The organism is Mesorhizobium sp. M2E.F.Ca.ET.209.01.1.1 (assembly GCF_004010375.2).
Taxonomy (GTDB): Bacteria; Pseudomonadota; Alphaproteobacteria; order Rhizobiales; family Rhizobiaceae; genus Mesorhizobium.
This window is the reverse complement of the sequence record NZ_SADP02000004.1, coordinates 314,121-327,386: the sequence shown is the minus strand read 5'-3', so window position 1 is coordinate 327,386 and position 13,266 is coordinate 314,121. Positions and strand designations below refer to the sequence as shown.

The window sequence follows — 13,266 nt, the reverse complement described above, 5'->3', positions numbered from 1 at the left end:
AAGATGCGGGCGATTCGCCGTGCGAGATCTGTTGGGGCGCCGACGCGAGGCAGTTGAGCGCGAACTACCCACCTGGTGAAGAGTTCGGCAGGATGGAGGGGGCAGTCCCGCCGTCGCCTCACGACCGGCGCTTCAGCATGGTGCGTCTTACCCCCTTCAGCACCGTCGTGCGCCTCAACGCTCCGCGCCGATCCCTCTCTCCTACAAGGGACGAAGGCGGATTTCTCCGTCATCCTCTCGCATTGCGAAACGCGCAGCCTAGATAGAGGCGGGGCCACCCACTGTGCAGAAGGACATCCGCATGCCGGAACAGCTGACATTGAACGACGGCGCTACCATTCCCCAGATCGGGCTCGGCGTGTGGCAGGTCGAGCCAAGCATCACCGCCAAGGTCGTTCGCTGGGGCATCGACGCAGGTTACCGTCTCATCGACACCGCCGAGGGCTACCGTAACGAGGAAGGCGTCGGCGAGGCGATCCGCGCGGCGGGCGTGCCGAGGAACGAGCTCTTCATCACCTCCAAGCTGCGCAACGGCGCGCATCAGCGCGACGCGGCGTTGCGCGCCTTCGACGACACGATGCAAAAACTCGGCATCGACCAGATCGATCTCTTCCTCATCCACTGGCCGGTGCCTGCCCAAAACAAATATGTCGAAGCCTGGAAGACGCTGGTCGAGTTGCAAAAGGCGGGCCGCATCAAGTCGGTCGGCGTCTCCAACTTCAACCAGGACCATCTGGAGCGCATCATCGGCGAGACCGGTGTGACGCCCGTCGTCAACCAGATCGAGCTGCATCCGCGCTTCCAGCAGCGCGACAAGCGCGATTTCCACAAGAAGCACAACATCCATATCGAGAGCTGGAGCCCGCTGGGCAGCGGCCGGCTGCTTTCCGACCCGACACTGGAGAAGCTGGCGAAGAAGCATGGCAAGTCGGTAGCGCAGGTGACCATCCGCTGGCATTTGCAGGAGGGGCTGATCGTCATCCCGAAGTCGATCCACCAGGAGCGCATCGCCGGCAATTTCGATGTCTTCGATTTCGAGCTGGACGCCGACGACATGCGGACGATCGCTGGCCTGGATTCCGCCGATGGCCGCACCGGACCTGACCCGGCGACGGCGGCGTTCTTGTTCTGAAACGAAGGTCAGGGGCCTGGCGCGGCGCCGGTGACGGCAAAATACTGGAGCGCGCCGGGCAGGCCGCTTGCTTTCATCTCGCCTTGTTCCTCGAAGGTCAGGCCGGAGCCGACGACCAGGTCGCGCATCGTTCGCGATGCGATGATCTGGCCCGACTGGGCATGATCGAGCAGCCGCGATGTGACCTCGATGGCGATGCCGGAAAAATCCCCGCCGCGCGCCTCGCACTCGCCGATGTGAATCGCCGCGCGCACTTCGAGGCCGCATGGCTTCAGGCGGTTTGCGATGGCCATCGCGCATTCGATCGAGCGCGTCGGGCGTTGGAAAGCCGCGAGCAGCCTGCCGCGCGAGCGCCTGATTTCCGTGCCGCCGCCAAGCAGCAATTCGTCGCGAACGATGTCTGCCCGCTCTGGGGCTTTCGCGTCGTCGGCAGCGCCCTCGATGGCGAGCGCCAGCACCGATATCAGCACCCTTTCCGCGCGCGCCGCCGGCAGCGCACCGGTCACGAAATCCTTGATCTCGTCGATCAGCCCGTCGCAGCCTTCGCCCCAGATCACGTGGTCGCGGCCGGCAAGCTCGACATATCTGGCGCCTTCGATATGCGCCGCCAGATAGCGTCCTTCCTCCGGCTTCACCCACCGGTCGCCGGTCCTCTGCAGCACCAGCGTCGGGACATGGATCGCCGGCAGGATGTCGCGCACGTCGATCTCGGTGCCCCAGCGCCAGAGCGCGATCGCGTCCGCCGGCGAGGCCGAATTCCTGAGATAGGCGGCGAACCACTCTCGCTCGACCATGTTTTCGATCAGGCTGGGCGCGGCGTTGCGCATCTCGGCCGGCTCGCCCCATTGCCGCTCGACGGCGTCGAGATCCTGTTGCACCTCATCGACCGTTCGGGCCCAGGGGTAATCCTTCGACCATGTGCCTCGGGCATAAGATCCAGTGAGCACCAAGGCCGCGGTGCGCTCCGGATAGGTGGCGGCAAACAGGATGCACATCGGTCCGCCTTCGGAGCTGCCGAACAGCACCGTGCGATTGGAGCCGACATCGTCCAGCACGGCGCGCATGTCTTCCATGCGCTGCTCCAGCGTCGGCAGGCCGACATTGCGGTCGGAAAGGCCGGTGCCGCGCTTGTCGATGCGGATCAGGCGCGAGAAGGAGCCGAGCCGCTTCAGCACATGCGCGAAGCGCGGCGATCCCCAGGCCAGGTCGAGATTGGAGACCCAGCCCTGCACATAGACCAGGTCGACCGGCCCATCGCCCGTCACCTGGTAGGCGATGTTGACGCCGGACGATTTGACATAGCGGGTGGGCGGTCGCGCCGCATCGGGTTCGGTGCTCGAAGCCGGGGGCCGGCCAGGGGACGCGGTGCGGCGGGCGCGCAGCTCCTCATGCAGGTGCCGGGTTTCGGCTTCCGGCATCAGCCGCAGCTCGCGCTGCAGCGCGTCGCGGCACAGCTCATACTGCTTCAGCGCGAGATTGATGCGCCCTTGCGCCGCGTAGCTTCGCATCAGGGCACGATGGGCGTCCTCGCGCAGCGGCTCCATCGCCACCAGGCGCAGGGCGGCCCTTATGCAGGAAGCCGGATCGCCGGCAGCCATGTGGTGATTGATGAGCCTGTCCAGCGCGGACACGACGATCGCCCGCAGGCGCTCGCGCTCGACCCGCAGCCATTCCTCGAACGGCTCTTCCCGCAGGCCGAGCCCGTCCAGCAGGTCGCCGCGATAGACCGCGACGGCCCGTTCGAGATCCTCGGGCGCGGAACTCGCCGCCAGCGCCTCGAAGCGCGCCACGTCGAAATCGAAATCGTCGAGGTGAAGCGCGATGCTCGCGCCATCGGTCAGGAAGCGGCCGCCGCCGGAGACGCTCATGGCCTTGCGGACGGACGACACCGCCTGCCTCAGGCTCATCCGCGCCTGGGCCTCGCCGTTGAGGCTCCAGAGCAGCGCCGCCAGCTTCTCGCGCGACTGCGCCTGGCCGGCCTGCAGCGCAAGATAGGCCACCATGCCGCGCGCCTTGCGGCTGAAGGCGGGAGCCGTCGCCCCGGCGCCGGTAAAGTCGAAACCACCCAGCAGGTGAAGATGCGGCGCCGTCATCGAAAGCCACCCCGACCGTGATCGGGTCAATTCTTTCGCTTAGCGGTCGCTAATTCAACCGCGATCTCATGCGGTCGGCGCTTTTCACGATTTGATCACGCCGGTGCCTGCGCCGCCCTCACGGGCCTCCAGCAGATTGTCCGCACTGGACATCGATCCGAGGAGGATGCCGTGCAACACCTAGGCGAATGGCCACTCTGGCATGACGACGACCGGCGCGACGGTCAGCTCGCCAATGCGTCATTGCGGCATGAAATTGCGCTGGCCCGCTATCTTGAGCGGCAGCGCGAGCATCGGCAAACCGGCATGCCCATCGTCGATTTGGAAAGCGTCGCGCTTCGGCTCCTTGCCTTCGCGATGCGGATCGGATCGGCATTCACCCGGCGTGCCGAAAAAAGAACTTCTGTCCCGCCAGCCCACCCTTGGGGTCCGGCAGGACATCTCCCCCACTAGCGGGGAGATTGGCTGTCGCGGCTGCTTTCGCCAATCGCCAGGAGGCCGCCTAAATCCCTTCCCCATCCACCAGCGGCACGTCCTCGCCCTCCCAGGGGCTCGGCATCGAGCCTCGCCCGGCACTCGGCAGCGGCATCCAGCATCTGAGCTCGGGCTCGGCATACTCGACCACGCGGCCGGGTGAGGAGTCCGAGGCCCGCCAGCCTTCCTCGCCGAACTGGTCGGCGCGCGACCAATACGCCATGTCGACCTCGGCCGGTCCCTGCTCGGAGGAGCGCACCGTCACCAGGATGCGGCTGCCGTCCCGCGGCGCGCTCGCCATGTTGCGCCAGCGGTCGGTGTCGTCCATGGGAGGTTCCTCCTGCTTCGTTTGGAGCTGCGAAAAAACAGCCTGCTTCGGCGATAGTCGCCGCCCGCCGGGGAGGGGTCAACCCGAACTTGGCGCGAGACATAAATATCGTTCAGAGCTAATGTATCCATCGGCCGCAATCGGATGGACGACGATGGACGAAGGATTGCTGTCTCAGGCCACGCGTCTCGGGCCGGTCCATCTCAAGGTGACCGACATTCCGGCCGCCTTGACCGTCTGGCGCGACACGCTCGGACTGACGCTGGCCGGCGAAGATGCTGCTCAAGCGGAGCTTGGCGCCGGCGGCCGGACGCTGGTCGTGCTCCATGCCGGCGCGGAAGTCGCGCTGCCGCAGAAGTCGCGCGATCTCTTCCATGTCGCCATCCACGTCACCACCCGCCGCGGCCTCGCCCACGCCGCCGCCCGCCTCAAGGCGTCGGGGTTGCGATACAGCGCCCAAGACCACCTTGTTTCGGAATCGCTCTACGTCTCCGACCCGTCCGGCAACGGCATCGAGATATGCTTCGACACGCTTGAGCGCCTGCTGCGCCGCGAGGTCTCGCCCGAGGGCGGCGTGTCGCTGATCGCCGTCGACGGCAGCGCGCATTCCGGGATTGAGCCGCTGGATGTGTCTAGCCTGCTGCGCGATCTCGGCAATTCCGGCCATGTCGAGCCGAGGATGGCGCGGGAGGCCTTCATCGGCCACATCCATTTGCGCGCCCGCGCGCCCGAGGCGCTGATGGAATTCTATCTCGGCGTGCTCGGCTTCCGGCCGCATATCCAGTCCCGGACCTTCGGCATGTTCGACTGCGGCACCGAGCGCCGCGCGCATATGATCGCCTTCAACATCTGGGCGCGCGACGAGCTGCGCGAGCCGCCGCCCAATGCCGCCGGCCTCGACCATTTCACCGTCGAGCTGGGTTCCGCGCAGGAACTCGCCGCCGTGGCGCGGCGGCTCGAAGCGGCCAACGCGCCGGCGAGAAGGGAAGGCGGAGTGATTTCGACCGCTGATCCGGAAGGCAACCGCCTGCGGCTCGTGGTCCAGGGAGGTTGACCGCAACCGCTTGAAAGACGGGAGGAGGGGGAAATGTCGCTGATGGTGATTGGAACCGGCTTTGGCCGGACCGGTACTGATTCGATGCGCGAGGCGCTGACCATGCTTGGTTTCGGCCCCTGTCATCATATGTGGGAGGTCATGGCGCATGCGAAGCAGAAGCGGCTCTGGCGGGCGCTGGCCAGGGGCGAGGCGCCCGACTGGGCCCAGCTCTTCGCGGGATATAAATCCTGCGTCGACTGGCCCTCGGCGTTCTATTGGCGTGAGCTGATCGAAGCCTATCCGCAGGCGCGCGTCATCCTCACCTGGCGCTCGCCCGAAAGCTGGTGGGCGAGTTTTGAAAAAACCCTGCTGCCGGCGATCGCCGGCAGCACGGATCAGGAGTCGCTCGGCATCGCCCTCGTCGCCAACCAGGTCTTCGGCGGCCGCCCGCACGACCGAGCCCATGCCATCGCCGTCTACCGGGACAATGTCGAGGCGGTGCTGAACACCGTGCCGGCGGAGCGACTGCTGGTGCACAAGCTCGGCGACGGCTGGGCACCGCTCTGCAGCCATCTCGGCGTCCCCGTGCCGCACGAACCCTATCCCGCCCGCAACTCATCCCAGGAGTTTCGGGCGGCGCTGTCGTTGAACTAGACGAGATGGAAGTCGATGGACGCAGGCATCCGAACTTTCCGGCCCCTCACCGCATCCTGTCCTTTTTGGTATGATCAGGGCAGGGGATAAGGCCATGGGACAAGTCGGTTTTGATCAAGGGCGAGGCCAGCCCGACGCGGCTCTGGTCATGGCGGCGCGCTTTGGCGAGGCACATGGTTTCGGCCTTTTGTTCGAGCGCTATCGCCCGCAACTCCACGCGATCGCTCTGTCCATGCTGGGTTACACCGGCGACGCCGAGGACGCGGTCCACGATACGTTCCTTACCGCGCTGGCGCGACTGGACGGCCTGCGTGATCCCGCAGCCGTCGGCGGCTGGCTGCATTCGGTCCTCAGGAACCACTGCCTGATGGCGCTGCGCCGTCGCCGTCCCCGTGCCGGGCCGGCCGAAACCGAGCGTGCCTTTCGCGAACTCGCCGACGAGGAGCGCATCGAGAGCCGGATCGAAAGCCGCGACCTGCGCGACTGGGTGTGGGCGGCGCTTGCGCATCTGCCGGAAATGCAGCGCGCCACGGTGATGCTGCGCTATTTCGGCAGCTCGCCAGGCTATGAGCAGATTGCCGCCATTCTGGGCGTGCCGGTTGGCACCGTGCGCAGCCGGCTGTCCGACGCCAAGATCAGGCTTTCGGAGCTGCTGCTGGCATCGGCCGGTCTGCCCGACCGGGGACACCACAGGCTGGTGGCCGAGCGGCTGGCCTTCTACACCGAGGAATACCGCTCGCTCCAGCACGGCGGCAAGGAGCGGGTGCTTGCCCACTATGCGGAGGACCTCGACATTGCCTTTGCCGGCGGGCCGCGTGGCGTCGGGCGTCACCTCTTCGGTGAGGCCATCGACGAGGATATCGGCGCCGGCGTTCGCCATAAGCCGGTGCGCGCGTTGGCCAGCGCCAACGTCACCGTGCTCGAGGGCGACTTCGTCAATCCGCCCGAGAATCCGTTCCATTGTCCGCCGAGCTTTGCCATCGTCCTGGTCCATGGCGAGCGCCAGGTGCGCGTGATGCGCGTCCACACCTCAGAACGGCCAGCGCGTCTCGAGGAATGACATCTTCGTGAAGTTCGCCAGCAGGGCGAACTTTTCGATGCGCCACATCATCCTTTTTGGGTCACGCGGCCGGTTGCCGGCGTGTCAACCACAGCAAGGAGATATCCCGATGTTTGCCTTTTCCGCAGTCCGATTGAGCCGCGCCGTCGTTCTCGGCTCGCTTGCCATGCTCGCCACCCCGTTGCTCGCGCACGCCGACGACTATGATGCGACGCTGAAGGACATCCAATCGACCATGGGGGGCGTGCCGAGCTTTGTCAAACAGTTCCCGAAAGCCGGTCTGCCCGGCGCCTGGGCCGAGGTCAAGGCCATCGAGCTCAGCGACAAGACGGCGCTGCCGCCGAAGGTGAAGTCGCTGATCTCGCTCGCGGTCGCGGCGCAGATCCCCTGCAGCTACTGCATCTGGTCCGACACTCAGGACGCCAAGCGCGCCGGCGCCACCGACGAGGAAATCCAGGAAGCCGTAACCATGGCGGCGCTGACACGTCACTGGAGCACCATCTTCAACGGCATGCAGGTCGACTTCGAGACCTTCAAGAAAGAGATGGGCGGGCAGTAGGGCAGTAAGGGAGCAGGGCAGTAGGGAAAATCCGCGGACGGCCGATCCCTACAGCCCGTTGCCTGACCCCACCAGGGAGGAACCGCAGATGACCGCTACCCTTGCCACCGACACCACCTTCTTCACCGCCAGCCGGCTCGCGGCCGCGATCCGCGAGCGGCGGGTCAGCGCGGCCGAAGCGATGGAGGCGCAGTTGGAACGGATCGCCGCCGTCAATCCGCTCCTCAACGCCATCATCACCCTCGACGAAAAAGCTGCACGCGACGGCGCTAGGGCGGCCGATGAAGCCATTGCGCGCGGCGAGGCGGTCGGGCCGCTGCACGGCGTGCCGGTCACACTGAAGGACGGTCACGCCACGGCCGGCATGCGCACCACGATCGGGCTGACGGCCTGGACCGACTACATTCCGACCGCCGACAGCACCGTCGCGGCCAGGCTGCGCAAGGCCGGTGCGATCATTATAGGCAAGACCAACGTGCCGCCGCGGCTGCGCGACCTGCAGACCTCCAACCCTATCTTCGGCCGTACCAGCAATCCCTGGGACGTCAGCCGCACGCCGGGCGGCTCCAGCGGCGGCGCAGCCGCGGCGGTTGCCGCCGGGCTCGCGCCGCTTGATATCGGCAGCGACGCCGGCGGCTCGGTCCGCGTGCCGGCGCATCTATGCGGCGTCTACGGCTTCAAGCCGACGCAATCCTCGGTGCCCACCACCGGCAGCTATGCCGATCCACCCGACATGCCGCGCAGCTTCCGGTTGCTGTTCGACATCGGGCCACTGGCGCGCGGCGTCGACGACCTCATCCTCGCCCACCGCATCATCGCCGGCGCTGACGGCCTCGATACCGAAGTGCCGCCCATAGCGACGGACGAGGAGCCGGAACCGCAGCTGGACCGGCTGCGCGTCGCCTTCGCGCCGGAATTCCCCGGCGTGCCGACCGCTCGCGATATTGCCGATGCGATTGCCGGCTTTGCAGGCGCGATCGACATCGGTGGCGCGCGGGTCGGTCAGGTTCTGCCGCCGCACGATTTCGCCGCCGAGCGGGCATTGTTTTCGGATTTCATCACCTGGTTTTCACAGGCCTTCCAGGCACCAAGGGAAAATTCTCCAACGTTGTCGGCCTATCTCGAGGCGCTCAACCAGCGCGACGAATTCATCCATGCGTGGGAGCGCTTCTTTGACGATTGGGACGTGCTGGTCTGTCCAGCGATGATGTGCACCGCCTTCCGTCACCAGGAAATGGGGATGCCGATTCCGGTCGATGGCGTCGAGACGTCCTATTGGAGCGCGCTCAGCCACGCCTGCCGCTTCAATCTGACGGGTCATCCGGCCGTCGTTATTCCGATAGGCCTCGACCGCGAAGGCCTGCCGATCGGCGTCCAGCTCGTCGGCCGCCGCCATTCGGACATGAAGCTGCTGGCACTTGCCAAAGCGCTGGCCCGCCTGACCGAGGGCTTCATCAGGCCGCCGGGATTGTGATCGCGCCGCGCTTCGCATCAAGCATGGTAAAACGGCTCGTCGCGCGGCCAATCACACATGCACGTCGCCGAAGGACAGCTCGCCGTCATCGGCGCGGATGAGGAAGGCGGCGGCAAGCAGCGCGAGATAGCAGGCGGCCACGCCGCACACGACGACGACGCCGGGGATCGGCCCTAGCGTCGCCACCCGGAACGTGTCGACCAGCGAGGCGCCGAAGCCGATGGGCGAGCCTTCGCGCGACAGGCTCGGCGTGGTGATCTTGAGGATCCAGGCAAGCAGCAGGATCGTGTACATGAAGATGTAGTTGCGGCGCAGCCGGCGGATCAGCGCCGCGCGCTGCGTGATCAGGAAACGCGGCGAGCGCAGGCCTTCGCCCAGGATGGCCAGCCAGTTGGATGCGTAATCCGGCTGCGGCGAAAAGATCTGCGCGAAATAGTAGCGTTCGAACTGCCGCACACGGGCGCGGTAGACGTCGAAGAAGCGGTAGCGCCGCGCCTCGATCCACAAAAGCAGTGTGATCAGGAGCATGGCGAACAAAAGCACGCCGTGATGCGCGCTGGGCGTCGACAGCGACACCGACAGCATCGCCGCCACCACGGTGATCGCCCAGTTGCTGGTGCGGTCGAGCCGGTCGCGCCAGCCCGCCATGCGCGCGATCTCGGCCCGGTGGAAATGCGACAGCGTCGAGGTGAATTCGGGAGAGCTGAGCTTCAGCGCCAGCGTGTCGGACGCCCGCGGCGGCGCTGCCTTTTCTGTTGATGTTGCCGGCGCGTTCGCCTCGATGGATTTCGGGGCACTGGCCGCGTCGGTGGATCTTGCGGCCTTCGTCTGGGACATAGTGCCATGCGCCTCCCGCCGCCATGGCCGGCCGATCCCTATTTCAAGAACAGGCCGGCCACACCCCATATAGCACAACGTGTGGCCGGCCCAAAATGTTCCCGCCTTTTCAGGCGGATAAGTCAGGATGCAAGCGGTGGAACGCCGCCATTCGCGCGCCGCTGAAAGGGCAGCACGTCGGCCATCGGCCTGGCATGCTGGGCCGCCGCCACCGCGTCGATCACAAGGTCGAGTGCCTGAAGCGCCGCGCGGCTCGTTTCATCGTCGCCACGCAGGTAATGGCATGCCCGGTCGAGGTGCAGGTGGGCGGCGGCAAAGTCGCTTTTCATTAGCTTCTCCTTATTGCCCCGCCTTGGCGGCCAACATCGTCGAGTCGCTTTACCGGGAAGCAAAGATCGGTAGTGGCATTTGATTAGAATTGTAGGGAGCTTTTCCTCGCCCCCGCAGAGCGGGGGAGAGGTGTCCGCGAAGCGGACGGAGAGGGGGCTTCCTAGAGCGAAAGTCTTCCTCTTCGAGACACTTTCGCCAATCGGTTCGGCGCTCCCCCTCTCCGTCTCGGCTTCGCCGAGCCACCTCTCCCCCATTTCATGGGGGCGAGGAACGGCTGGCATGGGCCCGTGCAACCGATCCTCCAGCCAGACCGTTATGCCGAAGCGAGGAATGAGGGGGCATCTTGTCCAACATGCTCAATCGGCGCTGGCCGCCGTCGGTTTGGATTGCAGCGGCGGCGCTCGCTTTGATGCCCGCCGTCGCCTTCGCCGCCGAGAAGACCGGCATGTCCTCGGAAGGCGTTTTCGTCGCCGAGCTGATCCTGCTCCTGGTTGTCGGCCGCGGCATCGGCGAGGTGCTGGAAGCGCTGGGACAGCCCGCGGTGATGGGGCAGCTGATCGGCGGCATCCTGCTCGGGCCTTCGCTGCTCGGCTGGGTCTGGCCGGCAGCCGAGCGGCTGATCTTCACCGGCGACCCGTCGCAGAAATCGATGATCAACGCCATCGCCCAGCTGGGTGTTCTGATGCTCCTTCTGCTCACCGGCATGGAGACGGATCTGAGGCTCGTGCGCCGTGTCGGCCGCGCCTGCTTTTCCATCTCGGCGGCCGGGGTCGCCATGCCCTTCGCGCTCGGTTTCATCGCCGCGCAGTTCATGCCCGACACGCTGCTTGCCGCCGGCGGCGAGCGCATTGTCGCCGGGCTGTTCCTCGGCACCGCGCTCTCCATCTCCTCGGTCAAGATCGTCGCCATGGTGGTGCGCGACATGAACTTCATGCGCCGCGACCTCGGCCAGATCATCGTCTCCTCGGCCATCATCGAGGACACGATCGGCTGGGTGGTCGTCGCCATCACCATCGGCATTGCCACCAAGGGGCGGATCGAGATCGCCAACCTGACCTTCACCATCGCCGGCGTCGCCCTCTTCATGGCGTTTTCCTTCACGGTGGGCCGCCGCATCGTCTTCGACGCCATCCGCTGGACCAACGACACCTTCCGCTCGGAATATGCGGTGGTCACCGTCATCCTCGCCATCATGGGCGTGATGGCCCTGATTACCGATCTGATCGGCGTGCACACCGTGCTCGGCGCTTTCGTCGCCGGCATATTGGTGGGCGAATCGCCGATCCTGTCGCGCCATATCGAAGGGCAGTTGCGCGGTGTCATCACGGCTCTTTTCATGCCGGTGTTCTTCGGCGTCGCCGGACTGTCGGCCGATCTCACTGTGCTGGTCGATCCGCAACTGGCGCTGCTCACCGTGGCTCTGGTGGTGATCGCCTCGATCGGCAAGTTCGGCGGTGCCTTCATCGGCGCCGAGGTGGCGGGCATGAGCCGCGCCGAAGGCATCGCTGTTGGCTGCGGCATGAACGCGCGTGGCTCGACCGAGGTGATCGTCGCGTCCATCGGCCTGTCGATGGGCGTGCTGTCGCACACCCTTTTCACCATGATCCTCACCATGGCCGTCGTCACCACGCTGGCCATGCCGCCGACATTGCGCTGGGCGCTGCGCCGCCTGCCGATCGGCGACAACGAGAAGAAGCGCCTGGAGCGCGAGGAGATCGATCAGCGCGGCTTCGTCGCCAATCTGGAGCGGCTTCTGGTTGTGGTCGACGAGGGCGTCGTCGGTCGCTTCGCGGCCTATCTCGCCGGGGTCATCGGCGCCGGCAAGCCGACGACGGTGCTGCATTCCAGCGGCGAGACCGATGCCGAGCCGGCCGAGGGCCTGCATCTGGAGGAAATCGAGAAGGGCGCGGAGGACAGCCGCGAGGCGGCCAAGGAGGGCGACGAGGAGCCGGTGCGCGAAACGCCTGTCACCCGCCGCCAGCATGAGGAGCTTTCGGCCGAGGCGGTCGCCAGGGAGGCGCGCAAGGGCTACGGCATGCTGCTTGTCGGCCTCGGCCGCGCCGTCACCTCCAAGGGCGGCTTCTCGCACCGGTTGAACGAAGTCGCCGGCGCCTTCGACGGGCCGCTTTGCCTAGTGCTGAAGCCGGCGAGCGCCGGCCGCCAGATGCCGAAACTCGGTCCCGGATCGGGCAAGATACTGGTGCCGGTCAACGGCACGGCGGTTGCCCGCCGCGGCGCCGAGCTGGCGCTCGCGATAGCCGCCGTCACCGGCGCGCCGGTCAAGATGCTCTATGTCGCGCGCACCGGCCGAGAGGAGCCGCGCGACACCGTCTCGCATCGTCGCCGGGAAGCGGTGCTGAAGGACATCGTCACACTTGCCGACCGCTACGGGGTCGAGATCGAGACCGCCATCCGCTCCAGGGCCGCGGCCGCCGACGCCATCGCCCGCCAGGCTGGCCGCAACGTGTCCTTGATCGTCATGGGTGTGGCGCGGCGCCAGGGCGAGGAGCTCATCTTCGGCGAGACGACGACGGCCGTCCTGCGGCGCAGCCCATGCCCGGTGATGCTGATCTCCGACGAGCGGGTGCAACGCGACGAGAGCGAGCGCGAGGCGGTGCGTTCGGGGGCGGGGACCGGGTGAAGGGAGAGCCTCGCTTCAAAGTGGGGCCGGATCGGTTATCTTTGCTGGGCAAGGAGGCGCCGATGACCTTCAGCACAAAACCTCTCGACATGACAACCTGGCCGGATTTTGCCGCGCTGGTCGAGCGGCATAATGGCGTTTGGGGCGGCTGCTGGTGCATGGCCTTCCACGCCAAGGCCGCAGGCGCGGCGGGCAACCGCGACGCAAAGGAGGCGCGGGTGCGCGACGGCAGCGCGCATGCCGCGCTTGTCTTCGATGGTTCGGCCTGCGTCGGCTGGTGCCAGTTCGGCTCGACCGGCGAATTGCCGCGTATCAAGCACCGGCGCGCATATGAGGAAGGGCTGACGGCGTTGCCCGACTGGCGCATCACCTGCTTCTTCATCGACAAGACGCGGCGTGGCGAAGGCGTTGCCGCCGCGGCGCTTGCCGGCGCACTGGTCGAGATCGCTCGGCTCGGCGGCGGCAGGGTGGAGAGCTATCCCGAGGACACCGCAGGCAGGAAGGTCGCGAGCGCCTTCCTCCACAACGGCACGCTGGCGATGTTCGAGCGCCAAGGTTTCAGCCGCAACCGCCAGAACGGCAAGCATCACTGGGTGGTTGAGAAGTGGGTGGCGGCCCAGGGCTGAAGCTAATATATGAGTAATTACT

General features: G+C 66.4%; 13 protein-coding genes. 9 read left to right on the top strand and 4 right to left on the bottom strand.

What is annotated here, in order from left to right; translation table 11 throughout:
* The first annotated feature begins 301 nt into the window (after window positions 1-301).
* A complete protein-coding gene (locus EN852_RS10680) occupies window positions 302-1,132 on the top strand; it encodes an aldo/keto reductase (protein WP_127875067.1) in 831 nt (276 codons plus the stop codon).
* Between the two features lie 8 nt (window positions 1,133-1,140).
* Here the strand turns inward: EN852_RS10680 and EN852_RS10675 are convergent, their stop codons facing one another.
* Entirely contained in the window at window positions 1,141-3,225 is a 2,085-nt protein-coding gene (locus EN852_RS10675; protein WP_127875068.1) for an alpha/beta fold hydrolase, read from the bottom strand.
* Between the two features lie 171 nt (window positions 3,226-3,396).
* On the opposite strand from EN852_RS10675, the gene EN852_RS10670 reads away from it, so the two are divergent.
* Complete coding sequence (locus EN852_RS10670) at window positions 3,397-3,678, top strand: hypothetical protein (protein ID WP_127875069.1); 282 nt, start codon at window positions 3,397-3,399, stop codon at window positions 3,676-3,678.
* A gap of 49 nt (window positions 3,679-3,727) precedes the next feature.
* On the opposite strand, the gene EN852_RS10665 is transcribed toward EN852_RS10670, so the two are convergent.
* Window positions 3,728-4,027, bottom strand: a complete 300-nt coding sequence (locus tag EN852_RS10665) for a hypothetical protein (RefSeq protein WP_127875070.1) — start codon at window positions 4,025-4,027, stop codon at window positions 3,728-3,730.
* A gap of 154 nt (window positions 4,028-4,181) precedes the next feature.
* Here EN852_RS10665 and EN852_RS10660 point away from each other — a divergent pair, with 154 nt between their 5' ends.
* From EN852_RS10660 to EN852_RS10640, 5 genes are all read left to right on the top strand, one after another.
* Window positions 4,182-5,081: a VOC family protein gene (locus EN852_RS10660; RefSeq protein WP_127875071.1), complete on the top strand. Its 900-nt coding sequence runs from the start codon at window positions 4,182-4,184 to the stop codon at window positions 5,079-5,081.
* A gap of 33 nt (window positions 5,082-5,114) precedes the next feature.
* Entirely contained in the window at window positions 5,115-5,717 is a 603-nt protein-coding gene (locus EN852_RS10655; protein WP_127875072.1) for a sulfotransferase family protein, read from the top strand.
* Between the two features lie 94 nt (window positions 5,718-5,811).
* Window positions 5,812-6,777, top strand: a complete 966-nt coding sequence (locus EN852_RS10650; RefSeq protein ID WP_127875073.1) for a sigma-70 family RNA polymerase sigma factor — start codon at window positions 5,812-5,814, stop codon at window positions 6,775-6,777.
* Between the two features lie 109 nt (window positions 6,778-6,886).
* Window positions 6,887-7,336, top strand: a complete 450-nt coding sequence (locus EN852_RS10645; protein WP_246694230.1) for a carboxymuconolactone decarboxylase family protein — start codon at window positions 6,887-6,889, stop codon at window positions 7,334-7,336.
* An 88-nt stretch (window positions 7,337-7,424) separates the two neighbouring features.
* On the top strand, window positions 7,425-8,810 hold the full coding sequence (locus tag EN852_RS10640; protein ID WP_127875074.1) for an amidase family protein: 1,386 nt from the start codon (window positions 7,425-7,427) through the stop codon (window positions 8,808-8,810).
* A 51-nt stretch (window positions 8,811-8,861) separates the two neighbouring features.
* On the opposite strand, the gene EN852_RS10635 is transcribed toward EN852_RS10640, so the two are convergent.
* Together EN852_RS10635 and EN852_RS10630 are read right to left on the bottom strand one after the other, a co-directional pair.
* The gene (locus EN852_RS10635; protein ID WP_127875075.1) at window positions 8,862-9,647 is read right to left on the bottom strand and encodes a DUF2270 domain-containing protein; all 786 of its coding nucleotides are present in this window, start codon (window positions 9,645-9,647) and stop codon (window positions 8,862-8,864) included.
* 122 nt (window positions 9,648-9,769) lie between these two features.
* Window positions 9,770-9,976 (bottom strand): hypothetical protein, encoded by a 207-nt coding sequence (locus tag EN852_RS10630; protein WP_127865238.1) that lies wholly within the window; start codon window positions 9,974-9,976, stop codon window positions 9,770-9,772.
* A 353-nt stretch (window positions 9,977-10,329) separates the two neighbouring features.
* Between EN852_RS10630 and EN852_RS10625 the strand changes: the two genes are divergently transcribed.
* Window positions 10,330-12,618 carry a cation:proton antiporter gene (locus EN852_RS10625; protein ID WP_127875331.1) on the top strand — a complete coding sequence of 763 codons (2,289 nt, stop codon included), beginning with the start codon at window positions 10,330-10,332 and terminating at the stop codon, window positions 12,616-12,618.
* 62 nt (window positions 12,619-12,680) lie between these two features.
* Window positions 12,681-13,244 (top strand): GNAT family N-acetyltransferase, encoded by a 564-nt coding sequence (locus tag EN852_RS10620; RefSeq protein ID WP_127875076.1) that lies wholly within the window; start codon window positions 12,681-12,683, stop codon window positions 13,242-13,244.
* The last annotated feature ends 22 nt before the right edge of the window (window positions 13,245-13,266 follow it).

Excerpts from the sequence above, each read along its gene's own strand:
- EN852_RS10680 (WP_127875067.1), top strand. The coding sequence starts at position 302 with ATGCCGGAACAGCTGACATTGAACGACGGCGCTACCATTCCCCAGATC.
- EN852_RS10675 (WP_127875068.1), bottom strand. The coding sequence starts at position 3,225 with ATGACGGCGCCGCATCTTCACCTGCTGGGTGGTTTCGACTTTACCGGC.
- EN852_RS10665 (WP_127875070.1), bottom strand. The coding sequence starts at position 4,027 with ATGGACGACACCGACCGCTGGCGCAACATGGCGAGCGCGCCGCGGGAC.
- EN852_RS10660 (WP_127875071.1), top strand. The coding sequence starts at position 4,182 with ATGGACGAAGGATTGCTGTCTCAGGCCACGCGTCTCGGGCCGGTCCAT.
- EN852_RS10655 (WP_127875072.1), top strand. The coding sequence starts at position 5,115 with ATGTCGCTGATGGTGATTGGAACCGGCTTTGGCCGGACCGGTACTGAT.
- EN852_RS10650 (WP_127875073.1), top strand. The coding sequence starts at position 5,812 with ATGGGACAAGTCGGTTTTGATCAAGGGCGAGGCCAGCCCGACGCGGCT.
- EN852_RS10645 (WP_246694230.1), top strand. The coding sequence starts at position 6,887 with ATGTTTGCCTTTTCCGCAGTCCGATTGAGCCGCGCCGTCGTTCTCGGC.
- EN852_RS10640 (WP_127875074.1), top strand. The coding sequence starts at position 7,425 with ATGACCGCTACCCTTGCCACCGACACCACCTTCTTCACCGCCAGCCGG.
- EN852_RS10635 (WP_127875075.1), bottom strand. The coding sequence starts at position 9,647 with ATGTCCCAGACGAAGGCCGCAAGATCCACCGACGCGGCCAGTGCCCCG.
- EN852_RS10630 (WP_127865238.1), bottom strand. The coding sequence starts at position 9,976 with ATGAAAAGCGACTTTGCCGCCGCCCACCTGCACCTCGACCGGGCATGC.
- EN852_RS10625 (WP_127875331.1), top strand. The coding sequence starts at position 10,330 with ATGCTCAATCGGCGCTGGCCGCCGTCGGTTTGGATTGCAGCGGCGGCG.
- EN852_RS10620 (WP_127875076.1), top strand. The coding sequence starts at position 12,681 with ATGACCTTCAGCACAAAACCTCTCGACATGACAACCTGGCCGGATTTT.